We start from the raw sequence: 19,010 nt of genomic DNA, 5'->3' as shown, positions 1-19,010 counted from the left end.
GCGTGGCGCCCGTCCAGCGAATGGAGGTCGACATGCATCAAGCGCTTCTGGATCAGCCGCGTGCGCGTGTGCTCAACGCGTGGCGCGTCACTCTGTGTGCCGCCGGTGCCGGCCCGGTCGGCCCGATTCGTATCGCGAGGGCGCGATGAGCACGACCGCACACGTACCAGCCGCGGCGCTCGCCGAACGGCCCGCGGCCAGCTATGCGGAACGCAACGTGCGCTACTGGCGGCGCAATCTCGCCGTCTGCGTGTTCGGATCGTTCACGACGCTCGTCAGCCTGAGCATGCTGCTGCCGTTCCTGCCGCTGTACGTGCGGCAACTCGGCGTCGACTCGCAGTCGGCCGTGATCCAGTGGTCGGGCATCGCGTTCAGCGCGACGTTTCTCGGCACGGCCGTCACCGCGCCGCTGTGGGGCCGGCTCGCGGATCGTTTCGGCCGCAAGCCGATGCTCGTGCGCGCGGCGATCGGGATGGCCATCGTGATGTCGCTGATCGGCATTGCGCACAACGTGGTCGAACTCGTCGCGCTGCGACTGATCGCGGGGCTCGTCGGCGGCTATGCGTCTGCATCGACCGTGATGGTCGGCACGCAGGCGCCGCGCGAGCGTGCGGGCTGGGCGCTCGGCATCCTGTCGACCGGTGCGCTCGCGGGCAATCTCGTCGGGCCGCTCGTCGGCGGGCTGCTGCCGGGCTGGGTCGGGATTCGCGGCACGTTTTTCGCCGGTGGCGCGATGATCGCCGTCGCCGCGCTGCTGACGATCTTCGTCGTGAAGGAAGACTTCCACGCGGACACCGACGCGAAAGCTCGTACCTCCGGTGCGGCCGCGGGCACGGCGCAACGCACGAATCGCGCGGCGGTCGCCGCGCTGCTGGTGACGGCGATGATGGTGCTGCTCGCGAACATGTCGATCGAGCCGATCATCACGGTCTATATCGGCGGCCTCGGCGTAGGCGGCGACCACCTCGCGCGCGTCGCCGGCGTCGTGATGGCCTGTTCGGCGCTCGGCAGCATGCTGACCGCCGCGCGGCTCGGCGCGCTGGCCGACCGGATCGGCAGCTGGAACGTGATCGTCGGCTGCCTGCTGCTGACCGCGCTCGCGATGGTGCCGCAGGCGTTCGTCACGCACTGGTGGCAGCTTGCCGCGCTGCGCGTGCTGATGGGCATGACGCTCGCGGGGCTGCTGCCGTCGATCGGCAAGCTCGTGCGGCAGTCGGTCGACGAGCGCGCGACGGGGCAGATGCTCGGTTACCTGCAGTCCGCGCAGTTCAGCGGGCAGGTGATCGGCCCGGTGATCGGCGGGCAGATCGGCGTCGCGCTCGGCCTGCATTCGGTGTTCTTCGTGACGGGCGCGCTGCTGGCGGCTTGCGCGGTGCTCGCGCACTGGGCGCGCGGCCGATAGCGGCTGGCCCGCGGATCATCGAGGGCTGGCGTAGGATGGGCGCAGTTGCAGATGCGCGCCCGGAAGCGGCGATAACACGCACCGTCGCCGAGCCTTCCGCGCACCGCACCTTGACGCTGCCCATCGCTTTCAACACCGGTTTCACATGTCCGGCTACGCGCGAAGCATGACGAACGCGCGTCGCGCCGGACCCGACCAACACGCTTCGGCCGGCATGCGGCCGACGCATTTCGATGACGGATCGTGCAGGAGGCAAGCAACATGAATCACTCGACCGATAACCGGACGCTGTTGCGCGCGCTCGGCATTCGCACGCCGATCGTCCAGGCGCCGATGGCCGGCGTCAGCACGCCGGCGCTGGCTGCCGCCGTGTCGAACGCGGGCGGGCTCGGCTCGCTCGGCGTCGGCGCGACGAACGCCGACGGCGCGCGCAAGATGATCCGCGACACACGCGCGCTCACCGACCGGCCGTTCAACATCAACGTGTTCTGCCACAGTCCGGCCCGCGCCGACGCGGCCGTCGAACGCGCATGGCTCGACTGGCTAGCACCTGCGTTCCGCGCATACGGTGCGACGCCGCCCGCATCGCTGTCGGAGATCTATACGAGCTTCGTCGCGGACGACGCGATGCAGGCGATGCTCACCGAAGAAAAGCCGGCCGTCGTCAGCTTCCATTTCGGGCTGCCGTCCGCGGACGTGATCGCCGCGCTGAAGCGCGCGGGCATCACGCTGTTCGCAACCGCGACGAATCTCGACGAAGCGCGGCAGATCGCCGCCGCCGGCATCGACGCGATCGTCGCGCAGGGCATCGAAGCCGGCGGGCACCGCGGCGTGTTCGATTCGACCGCCCACGACGATCGGTTCGGCACGTTCGCACTGACGCGCCTGATCGTGCGCGAATGCACGCTGCCCGTGATCGCCGCCGGCGGCATCATGGACGGCGAAGGCATCGCCGCCGCGCTTGCGCTCGGCGCGCAGGCCGCGCAGCTCGGCACCGCCTTCGTCGCATGCCCGGAGACGTCGATCGACGACGGTTATCGCCGAGCGATCCTCGGCGACGCGGCGCGCCGCACGACGTTTACGTCCGCGATCTCGGGCCGGATCGCGCGCGGCATCGCGAACCGGCTGACCGCGCTCGGCGACGACCCGCACGCGCCGGCCACGCCCGCGTATCCGATCGCGTACGACGCGGGCAAGGCGCTGCATGCGGCCGCGAAAGCGCAGGGCGAATTCGGCTACGGCGCGCAGTGGGCCGGGCAGGCGGCGCCGCTCGTCCGCTCGCTGCCGGCCGCCGAGCTGTTCGCGGCGCTCGAGCGCGAAACGCGGACCGCGATCGAGCGCCTGCAGCACGCGCTGGACTGATCGCGCTCGGCCGACAAGCCGCGCGCAAGTGCCGGCGATCATGCCGCGGATCGCCGCGCCGAACGTGCGCCGCCCGCCGCCGATTTGCAATGCTCTGTATCTGCGCGGACTGCGGATACAGAGCGATACAACCCAGGTTCGAGCGTCCGCTATAAAGCAGGCATGACTTCTTCGAGGGCACATCATGTCTGCAACCTGGTTCAAAGGGTCCTGCCATTGCGGGGCTGTCAAATTCGAAGTGAAAACGGCTATTGCGCCGGCGGCCCGCTGCAACTGCAGCCTGTGCCGTCGCCGCGGCGCGCTGATGAGCCCGATGCTCGCCGCTGCCGACCTGAAGATCGTCGAAGGCGAGGGCGCACTGACGTGCTACCGCTTCAACACACGCACGGCCCGTCACTATTTCTGTAGCCGTTGCGGCGTCTATCCGTTCCATCAGACGCGCCTGGACCCCGCATGCTGGCGCGTCAATCTCGGCTGCCTCGACAGCGTCGATCCGTATGCGCTCGACGCAGCGGTCGCAAACGGCGCAAGCCTGTCGGTCGTGGAGGACGCATGAAACGCTGGCTGATGATCCTGCTGTTTGCCGCAGGCGGGCTCGCGACCGAAATTGCGCATCCGGTGCAATGCTCGCTGCTGTCGGCAAGCCGGTTGCAAACCGGCAAGCGACACAGGCAGGACTGACGGGCGTCGATCCGGCCGCGTTGCGCCATCCCGCCGGTTCATCGACACCGATTTATCATGCTTCCGATAAGATCGCACGCGATATATAATGCGCTTATCTGCGACCGTTCGCGCCGCTGGAGGAAGTTCATGAAACCGACCGAAGCACCATCGCCCGCCGCGCCGAAGCTGTCAGAATTCCTGTGCTTTGCGATCTACTCGGCGAACCTCGCGTTCGGCAAGGCCTACAAGCCGATCCTCGACGAGCTCGGCCTCACGTATACGCAATACATCACGATCATTGCGTTGTGGGAGCAGGACAACCAGACGGTCGGCCAGCTCGGCGAGAAGCTGTTCCTCGAATCCAATACGTTGACGCCGATCCTGAAGAAGCTCGAGGCGATGGGTTACCTTGAGCGGCACCGTGATCCGTCGGACGAACGCCAGGTGCTCGTCAGCCTGACGAAAAGCGGCCGGCGCGTGCGCGAGAAGGGGCTCGACATGAACCTGATCGAAGCCACCGGGTTGAAGCAGGACGAATTCGCGAAGGTGCAGAAGGCGATCGTCACGCTGCGCGGCAACCTGATCCGGTCGACCGAAGACTAAACACACTGGCGACAAGCGGCCGACGCTCGCATCGCGTCGGCCGCGTCGTCATGCATGCTCGTCGCCCAGCACCAGCAGGTTCATCTCGCGGCGGACGATAAAACCAAGCGCGAGGTAGCGCTCGATAGCGACCTGGTTCGACGTGAGGACGTGCAGGAACGGCGTGTCCGATCGCGCGCCGATGGCCGCGATCAACGACCGGATCAGCCGCGCCGCAAGCCCTTGCCGCCGAAACGCGGCATCCACGCAGACGGCGCTGATCTCGGTATACCCGTCGACCCGCATCCGCTCGCCGGCCATCGCGGCCAGCCGGCCTTCGCTGCGCACACCGATATAGTCGCCGAGTTCGATCGTGCGCGGGCCGAACGGGCCGGGCTGCGCGGCCGTGGTCAGTGCGAGCATGTCCGGCACGTCGGCTTCGGCGAGTGCGACATGCTCCGATGCATGCGCCGGATCGGGCGCCCCTTGCCAGATCATTTGAAGCAACGTCGCGCGCCGGATCACCGGCAATCCCGCCGGCGGCGGGATCTCGTCCGGCGTGACCAGCGCGGCCGGGCCGTGCGCGGCGATCAGTTCGCGCAGCGCATCGAACGATGCCGGGCTCGTGTCGGCGATCGCCGCGAACGGCGCAATGGCCGCGGGAAACCGCAGCGCGCGGTCGCTGCCGAGCGCAAAGCGGCGCTGTTTGCCCGTGAGCGCGTTCCAGACGACATGGTCGAGCGGGTGTGCATCGCCTGTCGTGTTTCCGGTTGTGGCTTCCGGCATCGGCTGCTCCTCGATTGAAGATTTCGTGCCGCACAGAATAGACCGGATCGACCGGGCAGGTCGCCCCGCAACGACATGGATCGCGTCATTGGCCTGAAGCGTGTGCGCTGGCCTTCTTCGTTCTCGATGATCCAGATCCGGAAAACGTCGATGCAAATCCGGTCGCCCAAAATAGAAAAGCGCACGCGACTACATCGCATGCGCTTTATATGGTGGACGTGGACGACCGATTCCGTCGTGCAATGCTCAATGACCGAAGTAGATCGAGCGCTCGGCGATGCGCGTCGCGGGCCGGCTGCCCGACCGCGTGGCGGCGGCGGCTTCGCGGCCATAACCGGATGCCGCTGCATCGGCCGCCACGGCGTCGTTCGCGTGAACGCGCGTCAGTGCGGCCTGCAGGTCGTCCGGATAGTGCGGATCGTTCGCGCGTCCCGGCCGATAGCCGGCTTGTTCGAGCTGCACGAGTTCGGCGCGCACTTGCGCGCGGGACACGACGGCTTCATCGGCAAACGCCGGGGCGGCAACGGCGGCCGAAACGGCCACGAGAACGGCAGCGATCAGTTGGGTTTTCATCATTCACCTCGATAGAAAAGAAGTCGGGAATTCGGCAGGGCGGCGCTCGGCCGCCCGATGCAACGTTCAGGCGATACGGATGTCGACGTCGATGTTGCCGCGCGTCGCCTTCGAATACGGGCAGGTCTGGTGCGCGGCATCGACGATGCGCTGCGCGACGTCGCGATCGAGCCCCGGCACGCTCACGTTCAGCCGGGCCTGCAGGAAGTACGCGTTGTCGGACGTGCCGAGATCCACTTCGGCGTCGACGGCGAGATCGGCCGGCAGCGTCACTTTCGCGGCGCGCGCCGCAAGCTGCATCGCACCGATGAAGCAGGCCGACCAGCCGGCCGCGAACAGTTGTTCCGGATTGGTGCCGGTGCCGGCGCTGCCCGGCGACGACAACTGGATGTCGAGGCGGCCGTCGGAACTGCGGGCCGTGCCGTCGCGGCCGCCCGAAGTCGTATGCGTCTTGCCCGTGTACAGCACTTTTTCGATCTTGCTCATCATTTGCTCCGTCAGTTGGCAGGTTTTTTTCAGATGCGATTCGATCGCATGCGATGGAGTTTCGTCGAGCCGATCGGCCATGTCAATCGCATTCGATTAAATCGCATGCGATATTTTGTATTCCAATGTATCCGGAACGTGTCGCGCTTTGCCAGGCAGGGCTTTCGGCCGATCGCGCACCGATATCCCCGGTAACGGGGCCGGTGACGAACCCCGGGCAGGGCGGGCGGAAACGCCCGCGGGAATGGATTGTCGCTTTCCAAGGACGTCACGCCGGATCGATCTCGGCGATCACGACGAGGACGACGGCCGCGTCGGCCGGCAACTGGCGCTGGGAGAACGCCGAGCGCGCGTGCCCCGCCTTGCCGCCCAGCACTGCGGCGAACAGGTCGGACGCGCCGTCGATCACGGCCGGCTGCCCGTAAAAACCGTCGGCCGAGCTCACGTGCCCCTCGACGCGCACGATCTTGCGCAAGCGGTCGAACCCGCCCAGATGCCTGCGGATCTGCGCGAGCACGTTCAGCGCCGCGAGCCGCGCGGCATCGCGGCCTTCGTCGACGCTCAACTGCTCGCCGACGCGGCCGGTATAGGCGATCCTGCCGTCGACAAGCGGCAGTTGTCCCGATACGAACAGCAGGTTGCCGGCTTCGATTGCGGCCGTATAGCTCCCGAGCGGGTTCGGCGGTTCGGGTAACGCGAGGCCGAGTTCGGCCAGTTTCTGTTCGACGGTCATGTCTTGCTCCTTGCGGGAAAGTGGATCGGGCGATCGATGTTGCCTGTCGGTCACTCTAGTCATCCGGCCGAAGCCGGTAAATGTCAGCGGCGCAATTGATTCGGGACACCATGTAACGAATCACGCCACGCGCGCCGGCTGGTTTCCCGCGCGATATTCATGCACACTCGTTGCTTCATCGCGCGCGCCACACCGGAGACGGCAGGAACCGCACCATGCAACGACAATTCGACGATCTGCTGCTGGGCAGCATCGAGCTGTTCTGTCTCGCCGCCGAACTCGGCAGCTTCACGCTGGCGGCAACCGCGGCGAGCGTCACGCCGGCCGCGGTCAGCCGGTCGGTGGCGCGGCTCGAGGAGCGTCTCGGCGTGCGGCTGTTCGTGCGTACGACACGGCAGATCCGCCTGACCGATTCCGGCCGGCGCTATTTCGAGCAATGCCGCGATGCGCTGTCGCAGCTCGTCGACGCGGAACGCGAAGCGACCGGCCAGCAGGCAACGCCCGCCGGCGTGCTCCGGATCAGCATGCCGACGCCGTACGGGCACTACCGCGTGCTGCCGCTGCTGCCTGCGTTTCGCGAGCGCTATCCGGACGTGCGCGTCGAAACCCACCTGAGCAACCGCAACATCGATTTCGCCGAAGAAGGCTTCGATCTCGCGATCCGCGGCCGCGCGCCGGCCGATTCGAACCTGGTCGCGCGCAAGCTTGAGGACGCCGAGCTCGTGATCGTCGCGACGCCCGGTTATCTGAAGCGCGCGGGCACGCCGACCGCCATCGACGATCTGCATGCGCACGAATGCATCCAATTCGAGCTGCCGAGCAGCGGGCGGCCGATTCCCTGGCTGTTCCACGACGGATCGGACGAGATCGATATCGCGACGACCGGCAGCTACAGTACGTCGGGCGACGTCCTCGCCGGCGTGACGCTCGCGCGCAGCGGTGCGGGCCTGTTCCAGACCTACCGCTTCATCGTCGAACAGGATCTGCGCACCGGTACGCTCGTGGAGGTGCTGCCCGGCCTTGGCGGCCGGTCGCGGCCGTTCATGCTGCTGTATCCACATGCGCGTTTTCTGTCGTCGCGCGTGCGCGTGTTCGTCGACTTTCTCGTCGAGCATCTGGAGCGCGCGCCCGCCGGGCAGGCGCGCGGCACACGTACCAAACGAGCCGCCGCATCGCGATAGGTGCGCCGGCTCGTTCTTTCGATGCCGTCGCTCAATGCCCGGCGCTCTGGCCGCCGTCGACGTGCAGGATCTCGCCGGTGACGAACGGCGCCGAGTCGAGATACAGGATCGCGTCGACGATGTCGCTCATCTCGCCCATGCGGCCGACCGGGTGCAGCGACGCGAGCGTCGCATGCGTTTCGGGCGCATGCATCGGCGACTTGATGATGCCCGGCGACACCGCATTGACGCGGATGCCGGCCTTCGCGTACTCGATCGCGAGCGATTTCGTCGCCGCATTCAATCCGCCTTTCGTCAGCGATGCGAGCACCGACGGCACGTTGCTGTTCGCGTGATCGACCAGGCTCGTCGTGATGCTGACCACGTGCCCGCTGCCGTGCTGCTGCATCGAGGCGATCGCGCGCTGCGTGACGTGGAAGAAACCGTTCAGGTTGACGCCCGTGACCTGCGCGTAGTCGTCCGCGGTGTACTGCGTGAACGGCTTCGCGATGAACACGCCGGCGTTGTTGACGAGCGTGTCGACGCGGCCGAAGCGTTCGATTGCCGCGTCGACCACGCGACGCGCGACGGCCGGATCGCCGATGTCTCCCGCGACGGTGACGAGATCGGGATCGTTCGACGGCCCGATCGAACGGGAAGTCGCGACGACGCGATGGCCGCGTGCGCGGAACGCGTTGACCGTTTCCGCACCGATGCCTTGCGATGCGCCAGTGACGATGATGACTTTGGATGTGCTCATGACATGCCTCGACAGGTGAATGGTGTTCGGCTGCAGTGCCGACCGGATCGATGAATCCGATGGGCAAACTGTAGGCGCGCCGATCGCGATTTCGAACACCCGCCGTGGAGCAACAGTCTTGCGTCGCGGGAACAAATGCGGGGGAGGGTGAGGTTGACGCGTGGCGCGCTCATCGAGGAGATCGATTTTCCCCGTGGCCCGATGGGTGAGCCGCCGAAGCTGCGGCGGTTACCGCGATGGCGATCGCCAGCACCCCGTTCACGACAACACGGTCGGAATACGACCAACACTGCATTCAGGTTTGTCTGCCACGGAACACGCAGTTGGATAAATCCATGCATCTATCCGGATAACTTTTCTTATCGCAATAGCACTATCGTGAATCGAAACTCGTCGTTTCAGAAACGTGCCTGACGTCACCGTCCAGACCATTCCGATGCGACTCTCCATCGATTCGAGGGCAGGGAAGCGGTCGTCAAGGCTCGGCCAGCGACGGGTTTGAAGCAAACGCCCGCATTCAACCCCGGGGGCTCATCCGCGCATGCAAATGGATTACGCAGCTGCGTTCGCTCAATCGCGCACGGACACGGACACGGAAAATATCCATCGAATTCGCATCCATGCACCAACGCCGCGTTTCGCCGCCCCCGCAGCCGTCAATAGACGCCTGGCTCGCCTGCCGGACGATGCTTGAACCGTCGGTGCACCCAGTAGTACTGCTCGGGAAATCGAAGGATCTGCTCTTCGAGAAAGGAATTCATCGTGCGCGCGTCGAACGACTCGCTGCCGGTCGGATAGCTGTCGAGCGGCTCGAAGATGGTCAGCTTGTAGCCGCGGAATGCCGGCAGCACTTCGGTCACGAACGGTACGACCCGCGCGCCGCTCAGCTTCGCCAGCCGCGATACCGACGTCAACGTGCAGGCCTGCACGCCGAACAGCGGCGCAAACACCGAACCCGTCGTGCCGTGATCCATGTCCGCGGCGAGCATCACCGGGGTGCCCGCGCGCAGAAGCCGGACCAGGTGTTTCGCGCTCGCGCTGCGTTCGATCATCTCGGCGCCGAAGCGCCCGCGCTGACGTTTGGCGAGATCGCATACGCGCCGATTCGACATGCGCGTATAGAGTGCCGCCACGGGCAGCGACGACGAATAGAGCATGCAGCCCACCTCGATGCCGACGAAGTGAAAACCCATGAAGATCGTCGGCGGCGCATCCGGATCGTGGAGATCGATGCGGCTGTCCATCTCGACCAGGCGATTGAGCGAGCGCGCGCTGCCGAACCACTGGAACCCGCGCTCCAGGTAGCTCCGGACGACATGTTCGAAATGGGCACGCGCGAGCACGTCGCGTTCCTCGGCGGTCTTCAGCGGAAAGCAGAGTTGCAGGTTGACATGCACCACGTGCTTGCGCCGGCTCGGTATCCGGTAGAGCGCCGCGCCGATGCCGCTGCCGGTTCTCGCGACCAGCGAGTACGGAAGAATGGACAGGAACCGTAGGAGGCCGAACAGCAGCCAATACCCGAGAGCGTTCATGATGATGATGGAGTTCCGTCTGTTGACTGCCCGGCGCCGCTCGAGTCGAGTGATGGGGTACGGGGAAATCGGGTTGTGTCGAGGCCGTGCAGGGCAGTTGCTTGCGCGGCCGCCTCCGACGGCGGCCGCGCGCCAGGCCGATGATGGCCAACCGCTTCGATCCGACGTTCGAAGCGATATACGATGGCGGGCGGAAAATTCATCCACGCGATGCCGACCCGGACGGCGTGGATGCGCATGGCCTCCGGATAGCGCGCCGGGAGCGGGCAGCGCGGCACATACGTGAATCGATGGAACGCGCCACCGGCAGCCAGGTGGCGCGCGAAGGCGCAGGGAACGATCGCGGCGGCCTGTTCGGCCGGCATCGCGACGATGTGGCAATCCGCTTACGATAACACGTGCGGGCTCCCCGCCGGAGAAGTCGCCCGTCATGCCGGGTCGGGCCGCATCATCCGCATGATCCGCAACGCGGGAAACCGATGCCGAAGGGCGTTCGCGAAAGCGGGTCGGCTCCCCATGAAACTCGCGGCCGTCCTCGCCGGCTATCGCCAATCCATCGTCATCGAGGCCGCTCGCCGCAGGGTGCCGCATCTCATTCGGCAGCCCTGCATTGTTTCGCGACCGTCATTTCGTTTTGTCGATTTTCGCACCGTTGATTTCGGTCAACGTCCGATCTCGGCGCGCGCTGATGATGGAGACAAGTCCAAACGTCGCATGTACGCCTGCCCATCCCGCGAGGTCCGTATGTACACGAATATCATGGTCGCCTTAGACGGTAGCGTTTCATCCAGACAAGCCCTCGACGAAGGCCTGAAGATGGCCCGCTTGTACCAGGCCCGCCTGTTTGCCGTTTTCGTCGTCGACAAATCCATCTTGCTCAGCTATGCCGGACGAATCGACCCGAATGCATTGATCGAGGAGGTCAGGCACGACGGTGTGACGGTGCTGCGAGATGCCGAACGGGCGATCGCGCGCGCGGGGGTGAACGGCGATACGGAAATCGTCGAAACGGAGCTCGGCCAGGATGTTGCGGAACGCCTGCAGCGCCATGTCGCCGATCATGCGATCGATCTGGCCGTACTCGGTACGCATGGGCGCCGCGGCATCCGGCGCGTGATGCTCGGCAGTGTTGCGGAACGCTTCCTGCGGACGTCGAGTTGCCCGGTACTGCTCGTGCGCGGCGACGACGCGACGCGTGCAGCCGCTGCGGCCGCATAGCACGACTGCGCAAGCACCGGTCGGTGCGTCATTCCGTCAGGAGACCGTCATGGAAATCTCGTTTCCCGTCGAACCACCGGCGTATTCCGGGCAGGAGCCCGCGCTGGCCTTTCCCGCGCTGGTCGAAGGCCGGCGCGTGCAATGCGCGATCACGGCCGCGGCACTGGAAGACCATTTCCTCGCCGCATCGCCTCGGGAGCCGGATCTTCTGGCCGCGTTCTCGTGCAATCGTCCCGCCATCGAACGCGCGGCGCGCCGCATGCTCGAGGAGCTCGGCGGCCGGCCGATCCTGCTCCACAGCGGATTTTTCCGGTTCTGCACGTGACCGGCTCGCGCCGTTGACGCGTATCAAGCCGCAGCGGGCCCGTACGTCTACGCTGGATTCTTGACAGGATGGTTCGTGCCCCGCGCGACAGGCGCATGTCGCAGCGACGCGTCCCGCGTTCCGGTCCGGCACCGTCAGGACGAACGCGCCGGGCCGACTCAATTCAACCGTTCGAGGAGTGCACATCATGAGCAATCTGACTCGCTACGATCCGTTTTCGATGGACCCCGTCTCCGACCTGTTTCAGGGGCTGTTCAGGCCGTTGCGAGGCATGACGCTGACGGACGAGCCCGATCTCGCGTCGGTGAAGATCGACGTCACGGAAAGCGATGACGCCTATAAGGTCAACGCGGAACTGCCGGGCGTCGCAAAGGACGACATCGACGTCCAGGTGACGGGCCGGACCGTATCGATCAACGCAAAGATCGAACGCAACAACGAGCAGAAGGAAGGCGAGCGCGTGATCCGGCGCGAGCGCTACAGCGGCGCGATCAGCCGCTCGTTCTCGCTGCCTGGCGAGATCGACGACGCGAAAGCGACGGCAGCGTATCAGGACGGCGTCCTGACGCTGTCGCTGCCGAAGAAGACGCCGGCCGGGCAGAAGAAGCTGACGATCGGCTGATCGGGCGGCAGGCGCCGGGCGATGCATGCATCGCCCGAAGCGGGAAACCGGCGCGCGGGCAATCCGCGCACCGTTTCATCGTGAAGCGGCCGCAGGTCCGCTCACGCACCCGGCACCGTACCACTCGCACCACCGACCCGGTATCCGACGGTCTGCGCGAGGATCGGGAGTTCGTCCTCGTTCAGGCGCAGCGCGTCGGCGAGCGCGCGATGGTTGATCCAGCCGCGGACGACCGTCCCGAGGCCGGCCGCCGCGCAGTAGAGCGAAACGTTCTGCGCGATGGCCCCGGCCGCGATCGCCGAGAACACGTCGCGTTGTTGCGGCGGCATGTCGAGTATCGCGGAGGTCCGGACGACGTAGACGAGATCCAGCGGCGCGCGTCCGACGAAGTCCTGGTAACCCGTCAGGTTGCGGGCATCGACCGCGTGTTTCAGCACGAGTCGATGCGCGGGCGCGTCGTAACGATAGACGCCATGCGGCAGCGCGACATAGATGTCGATCTCATTGAATGCATGCGCGGACGGCGCCGTACGACCGCCGCTCGCCGGCCGGTTGACGCCGTTCGCGGCCCACAGCATCGTGCCGAGCGTCGTGGGCGGGAGCGGCGTGGCGGCGAATTCGCGGGAACTCATTCTTGCCGCGAGCGCCATCGTCAAGGGCATGCCGTCGTCGAGGTTGGGGCGCGGCAGATCGACGATGGCCGGCGACTCCCCTAGTGGCGCCGCCGGCAGTGCCGGGGGCGCCGGCGAATAGGTCAACAGTTGCTGTTCCGACATTTGAGTCTCCTTCGAGCAACGCTGCGCGTGCCTGGAACGTCGCGCATCGGCGATCTCACGATAAGGCGGCCCGGCCGCCCCGGCTTGACCTTCGTCAAGCGACGCATGCGCAGTCCGTGACGTGCGGCGCGAGCTATCCGTTGACCTGCATCAGCGATCGGGCGCCGCGCGTGTGCAAATCTGGCTGCATGCGGCGGACCGCACGCCGCGGCTCACAGGAGTGCACGCGATGAAAACCGACAGGCAGTTGAAGCAGGACGTTCAGGATGAACTGGAGTCAGACCCGGCGATCGACGCGACACGCATCGGCGTCGAGGTAGCCGACCGGATCGTGACGATATCGGGTCACCCGCCAAGCTACGCGGAGAAACTGGCGATCGAGCGCGCGGCGAACCGCGTGGCCGGCGTCAAGGCGCTCGTCGTCGACATGACCGTGCATCTGCCGAACGACGACGTTCGCACCGACGAGGACATCGCCAACGCAGTGCGTTCGGTGCTGCACTGGACGGTCGGGCTGAACGACGATGCGGTCAAGGTGCAGGTCGAGCACGGCTGGATCACGCTGTCCGGCAAGGTCGACTGGGCATACCAGAGCCATGCGGCCGTGCGCGCGATCTCGCAGATGCGCAGCGTGACCGGCGTGACCAACCACATCAGCGTACAGGGGGCGGTCGGATCGGCCGACATCGGCGGCAACATCAAGCGCGCGATCATGCGTCACGCGGAGCGCGAGGCGAAGCACATCGCGATCGAGGTGCGCGACGGCACCGTGCGGCTTTCCGGCAAGGTCGGCTCGTTCTCCGAGCGCAAGGCCGTGCGCGGTGCCGCGTGGTCCGCACGAGGCGTGCGTGCCGTCGTCGACGACCTGGTTGTCGAGTGAATCCGACCCGCGGCGGCCGGACATGCCGTCCGCGCGGATGAAGGAGGGAAGTGAGATGACAGTGTCAGGCGAGGTACATGACGCGGACTGGTCGGTGGCGATCGAGACGATCGCCGCCGAAACGGGCGGCTATCGTTGCAGGATCCATGTGACGCTCACGTCGCCGGATGGCGCATGCGAACATACGTTCGCGCATAACAGGACCCACGCCACCGAGCGCGAGGCCGCGGTCGAAGGGCTGCGAGCCGGGATGACGTGGGTCGAGATGCGGAAATCGAACACCTTCACGGTCTGAATCATCGGCTGTCGCGAGCGTGTCGCGTCGATGCCGAGCTCCCGGGGCATGCGATGCGACACGCGCCATCGCACGCATTCGTGTGGCTAGCCGTCCGCTCGATCTCCAGCGGGGCCCGACGACGACGGACGCACGACGGGTTCGCCGGCGCGCGCATGTTTGTCATGGCGCTGGACATGATGCGCAACGGCGTCGGCCACGGTCGGAAAGAAGCTGGCTGATCCGAATACGTCGAACAAGCCGTAAGCGCGCAGGCGATCCTTCACCGGGCCCTTCATTTCCGCGAAATCCAGCGCGATGCCTTGCTCGCCGAGCTCCTCGCGAAGCGTCACGAGCCGGTCCGCCGCGCTGACATCGATATCGGTGACGGGTTCTGCCGCGACGACGATTCGATCGACCGGGCCCGCCGCTCGCGTGAGCGCAGCGTGCAGATGCTCGCAGAAGATCTCGACATTGGCATAGAAAAGCGGGGCATCCCAGCGGAACAGCACGAGCCCCGGGGTTTGCACGGCGTCCGGATGGCGCGCAATGTCGTGATAACCGCGAACGCCCGCCAGCCGGCCGAGCACCGCATCGTACGGATGCCAGGCGCGCCAGACGAACGACAGCAGCGACAGCGCGCTCGCGAGCAGGACGCCGGGTACGACACCCATGCCGATGACACCTGCAAAGCACAGCACTGAAATCAGGCATTCGCCGCGACGCATCCGATACAGCCGGACCACGCTGCGGACGTCGGCGATGCCGAACGCGGCATAGATCACGACGGCAGCCAGCGCCGCGCGCGGGACGAGCGTCAGCAGCGCCGGCGCGGCGATCAGCAGCAACGCGATGCAGCCCGCCGCGACGAGATTCGTGACCTGGCTTTGCGCGCCCGCGGCAATCGCGACGGGCGTGCGGGACGCGCTGCTGCTGACCGCGCAGCCCTGCATCACGCCGGCCAGCAGATTCGCCGCCCCCAATGCGACCAGTTCCTGGTTGCGGTCCGGCGTGTCGCCCGCACGAGTGGAAAGGGCACGCGACAACATGCTGATGTCGGCGAACGACACCAGTGCCACGGCGACCGCGCCGGACGCGAGCGCGGTCAGGTCGGCGAGCGACACGACCGGAAGATGGGGCGTGGGCGCGCCTGCGGGCAGCGCGCCGACCGTCACGACCCCGTGCAACGGCGCCACGCGTGCGGCCAGGGTCGCCGCCAGCACGGCGATCAATACGCCGGGCCAACGCGGCATCATGCGCTTCATGGCCGCAATCGCCGCAAGAACGCCCAAGCCCAGCAAACAGGCATCGGGAGAAAACCGGTGCTCGAAGAGGGCTCGCACGATGTGCGACAGGCCGGAGAACACGTCGTTGCCGGGGACGAACATGCCGAGCAGCTCGGGCAGCCTGCCGACTGCAAGTGCGATGGCGATGCCGTTCAGGTAACCGTACTGGATCGGGCGCGACAGCAGATCGGTGACGAAACCGAGGCGGAGCGCACCGAGCAGGATGCAGATCGTTCCGGCCGACAGTGCCAGCGCGCCGGAAAGCGCGATGGCCCGTTGCGGATCATGGTCGGCGAGCGGTGCGATGGCCCCTGCAATCAACGCGGCCAGCGCGGAATCCGGGCCCAGGACGAGGATCCGGCTCGGGCCGAGCACCGCGTAGGCGAGCAACGCGGCGATCGACGCATAGAGCCCGGTGACGGCGGGCAGGCCGGCCGCCTCAGCGTAGCTCATGCCGACCGGCACCAGCACCGCCGACAGCGCCATGCCCGCATACAGGTCGCGCGAGAGCCACGCACGCCGGTAGTTCGCGAGCAGCGCGATTCCCGGGAGCATGCGCGCGACGCGTCCGGAAAGAGGCCGGTTCATCGCGGTTTCGTCACGGAACAGCCGCGGCGACGTGCATGGCTTGCTCCGGCAAGCGTGGATTCGACGGGATGCCGCCGGACCGTAACAGGCGCGCGACATGCCGGAGCGGGAAGCGCCATCGCGCCGAATGACGGGGCCGCGGCCGCCTGACCGGATACCGGCGCCGCGACACGACGGCGCTCGACATCACGCCGCGTCGAGCACCGAAAGCTGCAGCGCCTGCGCGAAGCGGGCCAGCGCGGCAAGCGATCCTGTCACGCTTTCGTAGCGTTCGCGCCCGATCTGGGCGTCGAGCATGACCATCATGCCGGCTTCGCGCGCAAGTGCGAGGAGCGCCTGCCTATCGGGTACCGCGCGTCCCTGCGCGGTGGGCGCGGCGGACGCGGCGGACCTGGAGGTGCCGGTGCGGCCGGCTGCCCGGCTTCCCGGTTCGAAACAAGACATCGCATGTGGCATGACGGCTCTCCTGAACGAACGACCGGGAATCGGTGTGCCGTACAAGCGGTCGTCATGCATTCAGTATCGGTCTCGCTCTTGCGGGATTCAATCAGGCGGCCCCGAACCGCGTGTAGGAAATGGGCAAATGAAATCGGCCGATTCCTACATCGCGCGGTTCGCCCGGGAAGTCACGCGCCGTGGCGGCTGCGATCGCCGCTGCGCATACCAGCAGCCGATTGCGTGCCAGATGTCCGGTGCGGATTCGCAATAGACGAACAAGTCGAGATCGCTGCGATCGATCATCCCGTCGTCCGCGAGAAAGGCGAAATCGACGACGCGGCGCCAGTATGCTTCGCCGACGAGTATGACCGGAAGCGGTGCGATCTTCCGGGTTTGCAGCAGCGTCAGCACCTCGAACAACTCGTCGCAAGTGCCGTACCCGCCCGGGAAGAACACGGCGGCTTTCGCGCGCTCGAGCAGATGCAGCTTGCGGATCGCGAAATAGTGAAAACGGAAGCACAGGGCCGGCGTGAGGTAGGGATTGGGCGCCTGTTCGCGCGGAAGTTCGATGTTCAAGCCGATGCTCGGTGCGCCCCTTTCGTATGCGCCTCGATTGGCGGCCTCCATGATTCCCGGGCCGCCGCCGGTGATCACGGCGAGCCTTGCCGTGCGGGCGCGCCGGTCGGCACGGCCGACGATGCGCCCGAATTCGCGCGCAACGCGATAGTAGACGCTGTATTTGACCAGACGACTCGCGACCGCGACGGCGCGGCGCCGGCGAGCGTCGTGCGGCCGCTCCGCCAGCGCGCGGCTCGCTTCGCGCAGCCGCGCATTGGCTTCGGCGGGCGCGACGATGCGCGTGCTGCCGTAGATCACGATGGCGTGACCGATGCGTTCCTGTTGCAGGCGCTCCTCGGCTTTCCAGTAGTCGAGTTGCAGCCGGATGCCTCGCATGCCGGGGCGCTTCAGGAGCGTCGTGTCTTCATCGGCCTGTATGCAGTTCGCGGTCTCGGCCCGGCGCCGCAGCGGCCGTGAAAGGGCGCGCGAGGGTCGCGCGCGACGTTGCCGGGCTCTGACGGCGGTCGGTTTGACTACGCTCATGGTGGAGAGGGTGGCTGACAAGGCCGGTTACTGACTCAGGACCCATTGCACCAGTTGACGGGCGTCGTCACGCGATAGCGGGCCGCCGCGCTCGGCGGCGGACGGCATCGGCGTATCGCCCCAATGCGCGCGGCCGCCGTGGCGCAGCTTGATTTCGAGTTGCTCCTGGGCGTGCGGCACGCCCCGGTAGCGTTCCGCGATCTGGTGGAACGATGGCGCAAGGAACGGCATGTCGGATGTATGGCAAAACATGCAGTGCTGCGCATCGACGAGCGCGGTCGGTTCGGGCACCGCCGTCTGGGCGGCCGCGATGCCGGCCGTCGCGGCGAGCATGCAGGCGGCGAGTAGGCGCGTGACGTTCATGGTCTTTTCCTCGTCAGGACGAAAGCGGGCGCGGCGCGATCAGGAAATCACTTCATCGAGCGGTCGGCGCGGCGAATGCGGCACATGCGGGCCGCGCCCGATGCGCAGCAGCAGTTGCGGATGCCCGCGCAGCGCGAGCATGTCGCACAGCTGCGCGCGCAACCCGGCCGTCTCGATCGGCTGGTTCAGGTACGACGCCGTGTAGCCCGCACGCGTCGCGACCAGCAGCATGCGCTCGAGCGCTTGCCCGGCGGCGAGCCAGGCCTCGCGATCGTCGCGGGCCGTTGCGATGCAGACGATCAGCGGCGACGCACCGACGAGCTGGTGGTGCAGCGCTGCCAGGCCGTGGCCGAGATCGAACGTGCGCACCGCGGTCGTCACGATCGGCGCCGCGAAATCCAGCAGCGCCGGCACGCCGGCCGCGAAGGCGGGCATGCCGTCGACGTGCCGGCGCGGATCGATCCAGCTCGCCAGTTCGCGCCGGAACCGCGGGTCGGCAAACTGCTGGCGATCCGCGTCGGCGATCACCTCGGCCACCCGGGCGCGCCGCGCGATCGAGTCGGCACAGGCCACGTCCGCGCCTTCCGCGGCGCCCGCCGCGATCAGCGCGTGCTGGAGCGCGTCCGGAACGGGTTCGGATTCGAACGGGGTGCGCGTCGTGACGCGCTCGGGGATCGCGGCGAACAGCGTAGCCAGTTCCGCATCGGTGTAGCCGTCGTCGCACACGCGCACGAGCGCCAGGACGTCGGGATCGATGTCGGACGGGAACGCGCTGATCGTATGCGCGATCCCGGCATGATCGAGCGCGACGCGGAGGTTGAGCAGCGCCGCGCCGCAACTGATGATCAGTTCGCGATCGTACGGATCGACCACGGGCAGCGCGCGAACCCGGTCCGCGCAGACAGCAATCGTCGTGCCGTCGACGATGAACCGCCACGGCTGGGAATTGTGGCTTGACGGCGCCAGCACCGCGTAGCCCAGCAGCGACCGCAGTCGATCGTCGAGACGGGGGCTTGCAGCAACGGGGGTAACGGATGTCATTCGGCATTCTCCAGGGAGCCGGCCAGCGGCGGAACGCCATTTCATCCTGTCAGCAACCG

Annotated in this window: 24 protein-coding genes; 12 read left to right on the top strand and 12 right to left on the bottom strand. The window is 66.8% G+C overall.

Annotated elements, in window-relative coordinates:
• The first annotated feature begins 145 nt into the window (after positions 1-145).
• The 5 genes from OEJ37_RS27860 to OEJ37_RS27840 all read left to right on the top strand — a co-directional run bounded on the left by OEJ37_RS27860 (position 146) and on the right by OEJ37_RS27840 (position 4,030).
• Positions 146-1,402, top strand: a complete 1,257-nt coding sequence (locus OEJ37_RS27860) for an MFS transporter (RefSeq protein ID WP_263347567.1) — start codon at positions 146-148, stop codon at positions 1,400-1,402.
• A gap of 261 nt (positions 1,403-1,663) precedes the next feature.
• Positions 1,664-2,764, top strand: a complete 1,101-nt coding sequence (locus OEJ37_RS27855) for an NAD(P)H-dependent flavin oxidoreductase (RefSeq protein ID WP_263347564.1) — start codon at positions 1,664-1,666, stop codon at positions 2,762-2,764.
• Between the two features lie 184 nt (positions 2,765-2,948).
• The gene (locus tag OEJ37_RS27850) at positions 2,949-3,320 is read left to right on the top strand and encodes a GFA family protein (RefSeq protein ID WP_175920501.1); all 372 of its coding nucleotides are present in this window, start codon (positions 2,949-2,951) and stop codon (positions 3,318-3,320) included.
• On the top strand, positions 3,317-3,445 hold the full coding sequence (locus tag OEJ37_RS27845) for a hypothetical protein (protein ID WP_263347561.1): 129 nt from the start codon (positions 3,317-3,319) through the stop codon (positions 3,443-3,445). Before OEJ37_RS27850 ends, OEJ37_RS27845 begins: the two co-directional genes overlap by 4 nt.
• A gap of 129 nt (positions 3,446-3,574) precedes the next feature.
• The gene (locus OEJ37_RS27840) at positions 3,575-4,030 is read left to right on the top strand and encodes a MarR family winged helix-turn-helix transcriptional regulator (protein WP_263347559.1); all 456 of its coding nucleotides are present in this window, start codon (positions 3,575-3,577) and stop codon (positions 4,028-4,030) included.
• Between the two features lie 48 nt (positions 4,031-4,078).
• Here OEJ37_RS27840 and OEJ37_RS27835 read toward each other — a convergent pair whose 3' ends face one another.
• The 4 genes from OEJ37_RS27835 to OEJ37_RS27820 form a co-directional block, all read right to left on the bottom strand.
• Positions 4,079-4,795 (bottom strand): GNAT family N-acetyltransferase, encoded by a 717-nt coding sequence (locus OEJ37_RS27835; RefSeq protein WP_263347556.1) that lies wholly within the window; start codon positions 4,793-4,795, stop codon positions 4,079-4,081.
• Between the two features lie 246 nt (positions 4,796-5,041).
• The gene (locus tag OEJ37_RS27830; protein WP_175920503.1) at positions 5,042-5,368 is read right to left on the bottom strand and encodes a DUF4148 domain-containing protein; all 327 of its coding nucleotides are present in this window, start codon (positions 5,366-5,368) and stop codon (positions 5,042-5,044) included.
• A gap of 66 nt (positions 5,369-5,434) precedes the next feature.
• Positions 5,435-5,854, bottom strand: a complete 420-nt coding sequence (locus OEJ37_RS27825; RefSeq protein WP_175944442.1) for an organic hydroperoxide resistance protein — start codon at positions 5,852-5,854, stop codon at positions 5,435-5,437.
• A 268-nt stretch (positions 5,855-6,122) separates the two neighbouring features.
• Positions 6,123-6,587 (bottom strand): RidA family protein, encoded by a 465-nt coding sequence (locus tag OEJ37_RS27820; protein WP_175920505.1) that lies wholly within the window; start codon positions 6,585-6,587, stop codon positions 6,123-6,125.
• 215 nt (positions 6,588-6,802) lie between these two features.
• On the opposite strand from OEJ37_RS27820, the gene OEJ37_RS27815 reads away from it, so the two are divergent.
• Complete coding sequence (locus OEJ37_RS27815; protein WP_174418921.1) at positions 6,803-7,768, top strand: LysR family transcriptional regulator; 966 nt, start codon at positions 6,803-6,805, stop codon at positions 7,766-7,768.
• Positions 7,769-7,799: 31 nt separating this feature from the next.
• Here the strand turns inward: OEJ37_RS27815 and OEJ37_RS27810 are convergent, their stop codons facing one another.
• Positions 7,800-8,507 carry an SDR family NAD(P)-dependent oxidoreductase gene (locus OEJ37_RS27810; RefSeq protein ID WP_175920506.1) on the bottom strand — a complete coding sequence of 236 codons (708 nt, stop codon included), beginning with the start codon at positions 8,505-8,507 and terminating at the stop codon, positions 7,800-7,802.
• Positions 8,508-9,163: 656 nt separating this feature from the next.
• On the bottom strand, positions 9,164-10,039 hold the full coding sequence (locus tag OEJ37_RS27805; RefSeq protein WP_263347547.1) for a lipid A biosynthesis lauroyl acyltransferase: 876 nt from the start codon (positions 10,037-10,039) through the stop codon (positions 9,164-9,166).
• 140 nt (positions 10,040-10,179) lie between these two features.
• Here OEJ37_RS27805 and OEJ37_RS27800 point away from each other — a divergent pair, with 140 nt between their 5' ends.
• From OEJ37_RS27800 to OEJ37_RS27785, 4 genes are all read left to right on the top strand, one after another.
• Positions 10,180-10,434: a hypothetical protein gene (locus tag OEJ37_RS27800; protein ID WP_263347545.1), complete on the top strand. Its 255-nt coding sequence runs from the start codon at positions 10,180-10,182 to the stop codon at positions 10,432-10,434.
• A 349-nt stretch (positions 10,435-10,783) separates the two neighbouring features.
• Complete coding sequence (locus OEJ37_RS27795; protein ID WP_175920548.1) at positions 10,784-11,257, top strand: universal stress protein; 474 nt, start codon at positions 10,784-10,786, stop codon at positions 11,255-11,257.
• A 49-nt stretch (positions 11,258-11,306) separates the two neighbouring features.
• On the top strand, positions 11,307-11,582 hold the full coding sequence (locus tag OEJ37_RS27790; RefSeq protein WP_174418917.1) for a DUF1488 domain-containing protein: 276 nt from the start codon (positions 11,307-11,309) through the stop codon (positions 11,580-11,582).
• Positions 11,583-11,769: 187 nt separating this feature from the next.
• Positions 11,770-12,204, top strand: coding sequence for an Hsp20/alpha crystallin family protein (locus OEJ37_RS27785; protein ID WP_152861376.1), 435 nt, complete (start codon positions 11,770-11,772; stop codon positions 12,202-12,204).
• 101 nt (positions 12,205-12,305) lie between these two features.
• Here the strand turns inward: OEJ37_RS27785 and OEJ37_RS27780 are convergent, their stop codons facing one another.
• The gene (locus tag OEJ37_RS27780; protein WP_174418916.1) at positions 12,306-12,980 is read right to left on the bottom strand and encodes a nitroreductase family protein; all 675 of its coding nucleotides are present in this window, start codon (positions 12,978-12,980) and stop codon (positions 12,306-12,308) included.
• 229 nt (positions 12,981-13,209) lie between these two features.
• Between OEJ37_RS27780 and OEJ37_RS27775 the strand changes: the two genes are divergently transcribed.
• Both OEJ37_RS27775 and OEJ37_RS27770 read left to right on the top strand, forming a co-directional pair.
• Complete coding sequence (locus OEJ37_RS27775; protein ID WP_174418915.1) at positions 13,210-13,860, top strand: BON domain-containing protein; 651 nt, start codon at positions 13,210-13,212, stop codon at positions 13,858-13,860.
• A 55-nt stretch (positions 13,861-13,915) separates the two neighbouring features.
• Positions 13,916-14,155 carry a hypothetical protein gene (locus OEJ37_RS27770; RefSeq protein WP_174418914.1) on the top strand — a complete coding sequence of 80 codons (240 nt, stop codon included), beginning with the start codon at positions 13,916-13,918 and terminating at the stop codon, positions 14,153-14,155.
• Positions 14,156-14,241: 86 nt separating this feature from the next.
• Here the strand turns inward: OEJ37_RS27770 and OEJ37_RS27765 are convergent, their stop codons facing one another.
• The 5 genes from OEJ37_RS27765 to OEJ37_RS27745 form a co-directional block, all read right to left on the bottom strand.
• Positions 14,242-16,008 (bottom strand): SulP family inorganic anion transporter, encoded by a 1,767-nt coding sequence (locus OEJ37_RS27765; RefSeq protein WP_263347541.1) that lies wholly within the window; start codon positions 16,006-16,008, stop codon positions 14,242-14,244.
• Between the two features lie 186 nt (positions 16,009-16,194).
• Positions 16,195-16,464 (bottom strand): hypothetical protein, encoded by a 270-nt coding sequence (locus OEJ37_RS27760; RefSeq protein WP_263347680.1) that lies wholly within the window; start codon positions 16,462-16,464, stop codon positions 16,195-16,197.
• 144 nt (positions 16,465-16,608) lie between these two features.
• Positions 16,609-17,547, bottom strand: a complete 939-nt coding sequence (locus tag OEJ37_RS27755) for an LOG family protein (protein ID WP_263347676.1) — start codon at positions 17,545-17,547, stop codon at positions 16,609-16,611.
• A 27-nt stretch (positions 17,548-17,574) separates the two neighbouring features.
• Complete coding sequence (locus tag OEJ37_RS27750) at positions 17,575-17,910, bottom strand: c-type cytochrome (protein WP_175920511.1); 336 nt, start codon at positions 17,908-17,910, stop codon at positions 17,575-17,577.
• Positions 17,911-17,949: 39 nt separating this feature from the next.
• On the bottom strand, positions 17,950-18,951 hold the full coding sequence (locus OEJ37_RS27745) for an Acg family FMN-binding oxidoreductase (RefSeq protein ID WP_263347539.1): 1,002 nt from the start codon (positions 18,949-18,951) through the stop codon (positions 17,950-17,952).
• Between the last annotated feature and the right edge of the window lie 59 nt (positions 18,952-19,010).

The organism is Burkholderia sp. BKH01 (assembly GCF_025685725.1).
GTDB classification, from domain to species: Bacteria; Pseudomonadota; Gammaproteobacteria; order Burkholderiales; family Burkholderiaceae; genus Burkholderia; species Burkholderia pyrrocinia_C.
This window is presented reverse-complemented; position numbering and strand designations above follow the sequence as displayed.

What these genes read in the sequence shown, in the direction of transcription:
- OEJ37_RS27860 (WP_263347567.1), top strand. Translation starts at nt 146, where the DNA reads ATGAGCACGACCGCACACGTACCAGCCGCGGCGCTCGCCGAACGGCCC.
- OEJ37_RS27855 (WP_263347564.1), top strand. Translation starts at nt 1,664, where the DNA reads ATGAATCACTCGACCGATAACCGGACGCTGTTGCGCGCGCTCGGCATT.
- OEJ37_RS27850 (WP_175920501.1), top strand. Translation starts at nt 2,949, where the DNA reads ATGTCTGCAACCTGGTTCAAAGGGTCCTGCCATTGCGGGGCTGTCAAA.
- OEJ37_RS27845 (WP_263347561.1), top strand. Translation starts at nt 3,317, where the DNA reads ATGAAACGCTGGCTGATGATCCTGCTGTTTGCCGCAGGCGGGCTCGCG.
- OEJ37_RS27840 (WP_263347559.1), top strand. Translation starts at nt 3,575, where the DNA reads ATGAAACCGACCGAAGCACCATCGCCCGCCGCGCCGAAGCTGTCAGAA.
- OEJ37_RS27835 (WP_263347556.1), bottom strand. Translation starts at nt 4,795, where the DNA reads ATGCCGGAAGCCACAACCGGAAACACGACAGGCGATGCACACCCGCTC.
- OEJ37_RS27830 (WP_175920503.1), bottom strand. Translation starts at nt 5,368, where the DNA reads ATGAAAACCCAACTGATCGCTGCCGTTCTCGTGGCCGTTTCGGCCGCC.
- OEJ37_RS27825 (WP_175944442.1), bottom strand. Translation starts at nt 5,854, where the DNA reads ATGAGCAAGATCGAAAAAGTGCTGTACACGGGCAAGACGCATACGACT.
- OEJ37_RS27820 (WP_175920505.1), bottom strand. Translation starts at nt 6,587, where the DNA reads ATGACCGTCGAACAGAAACTGGCCGAACTCGGCCTCGCGTTACCCGAA.
- OEJ37_RS27815 (WP_174418921.1), top strand. Translation starts at nt 6,803, where the DNA reads ATGCAACGACAATTCGACGATCTGCTGCTGGGCAGCATCGAGCTGTTC.
- OEJ37_RS27810 (WP_175920506.1), bottom strand. Translation starts at nt 8,507, where the DNA reads ATGAGCACATCCAAAGTCATCATCGTCACTGGCGCATCGCAAGGCATC.
- OEJ37_RS27805 (WP_263347547.1), bottom strand. Translation starts at nt 10,039, where the DNA reads ATGAACGCTCTCGGGTATTGGCTGCTGTTCGGCCTCCTACGGTTCCTG.
- OEJ37_RS27800 (WP_263347545.1), top strand. Translation starts at nt 10,180, where the DNA reads ATGATGGCCAACCGCTTCGATCCGACGTTCGAAGCGATATACGATGGC.
- OEJ37_RS27795 (WP_175920548.1), top strand. Translation starts at nt 10,784, where the DNA reads ATGTACACGAATATCATGGTCGCCTTAGACGGTAGCGTTTCATCCAGA.
- OEJ37_RS27790 (WP_174418917.1), top strand. Translation starts at nt 11,307, where the DNA reads ATGGAAATCTCGTTTCCCGTCGAACCACCGGCGTATTCCGGGCAGGAG.
- OEJ37_RS27785 (WP_152861376.1), top strand. Translation starts at nt 11,770, where the DNA reads ATGAGCAATCTGACTCGCTACGATCCGTTTTCGATGGACCCCGTCTCC.
- OEJ37_RS27780 (WP_174418916.1), bottom strand. Translation starts at nt 12,980, where the DNA reads ATGTCGGAACAGCAACTGTTGACCTATTCGCCGGCGCCCCCGGCACTG.
- OEJ37_RS27775 (WP_174418915.1), top strand. Translation starts at nt 13,210, where the DNA reads ATGAAAACCGACAGGCAGTTGAAGCAGGACGTTCAGGATGAACTGGAG.
- OEJ37_RS27770 (WP_174418914.1), top strand. Translation starts at nt 13,916, where the DNA reads ATGACAGTGTCAGGCGAGGTACATGACGCGGACTGGTCGGTGGCGATC.
- OEJ37_RS27765 (WP_263347541.1), bottom strand. Translation starts at nt 16,008, where the DNA reads ATGAACCGGCCTCTTTCCGGACGCGTCGCGCGCATGCTCCCGGGAATC.
- OEJ37_RS27760 (WP_263347680.1), bottom strand. Translation starts at nt 16,464, where the DNA reads ATGCCACATGCGATGTCTTGTTTCGAACCGGGAAGCCGGGCAGCCGGC.
- OEJ37_RS27755 (WP_263347676.1), bottom strand. Translation starts at nt 17,547, where the DNA reads ATGAGCGTAGTCAAACCGACCGCCGTCAGAGCCCGGCAACGTCGCGCG.
- OEJ37_RS27750 (WP_175920511.1), bottom strand. Translation starts at nt 17,910, where the DNA reads ATGAACGTCACGCGCCTACTCGCCGCCTGCATGCTCGCCGCGACGGCC.
- OEJ37_RS27745 (WP_263347539.1), bottom strand. Translation starts at nt 18,951, where the DNA reads ATGACATCCGTTACCCCCGTTGCTGCAAGCCCCCGTCTCGACGATCGA.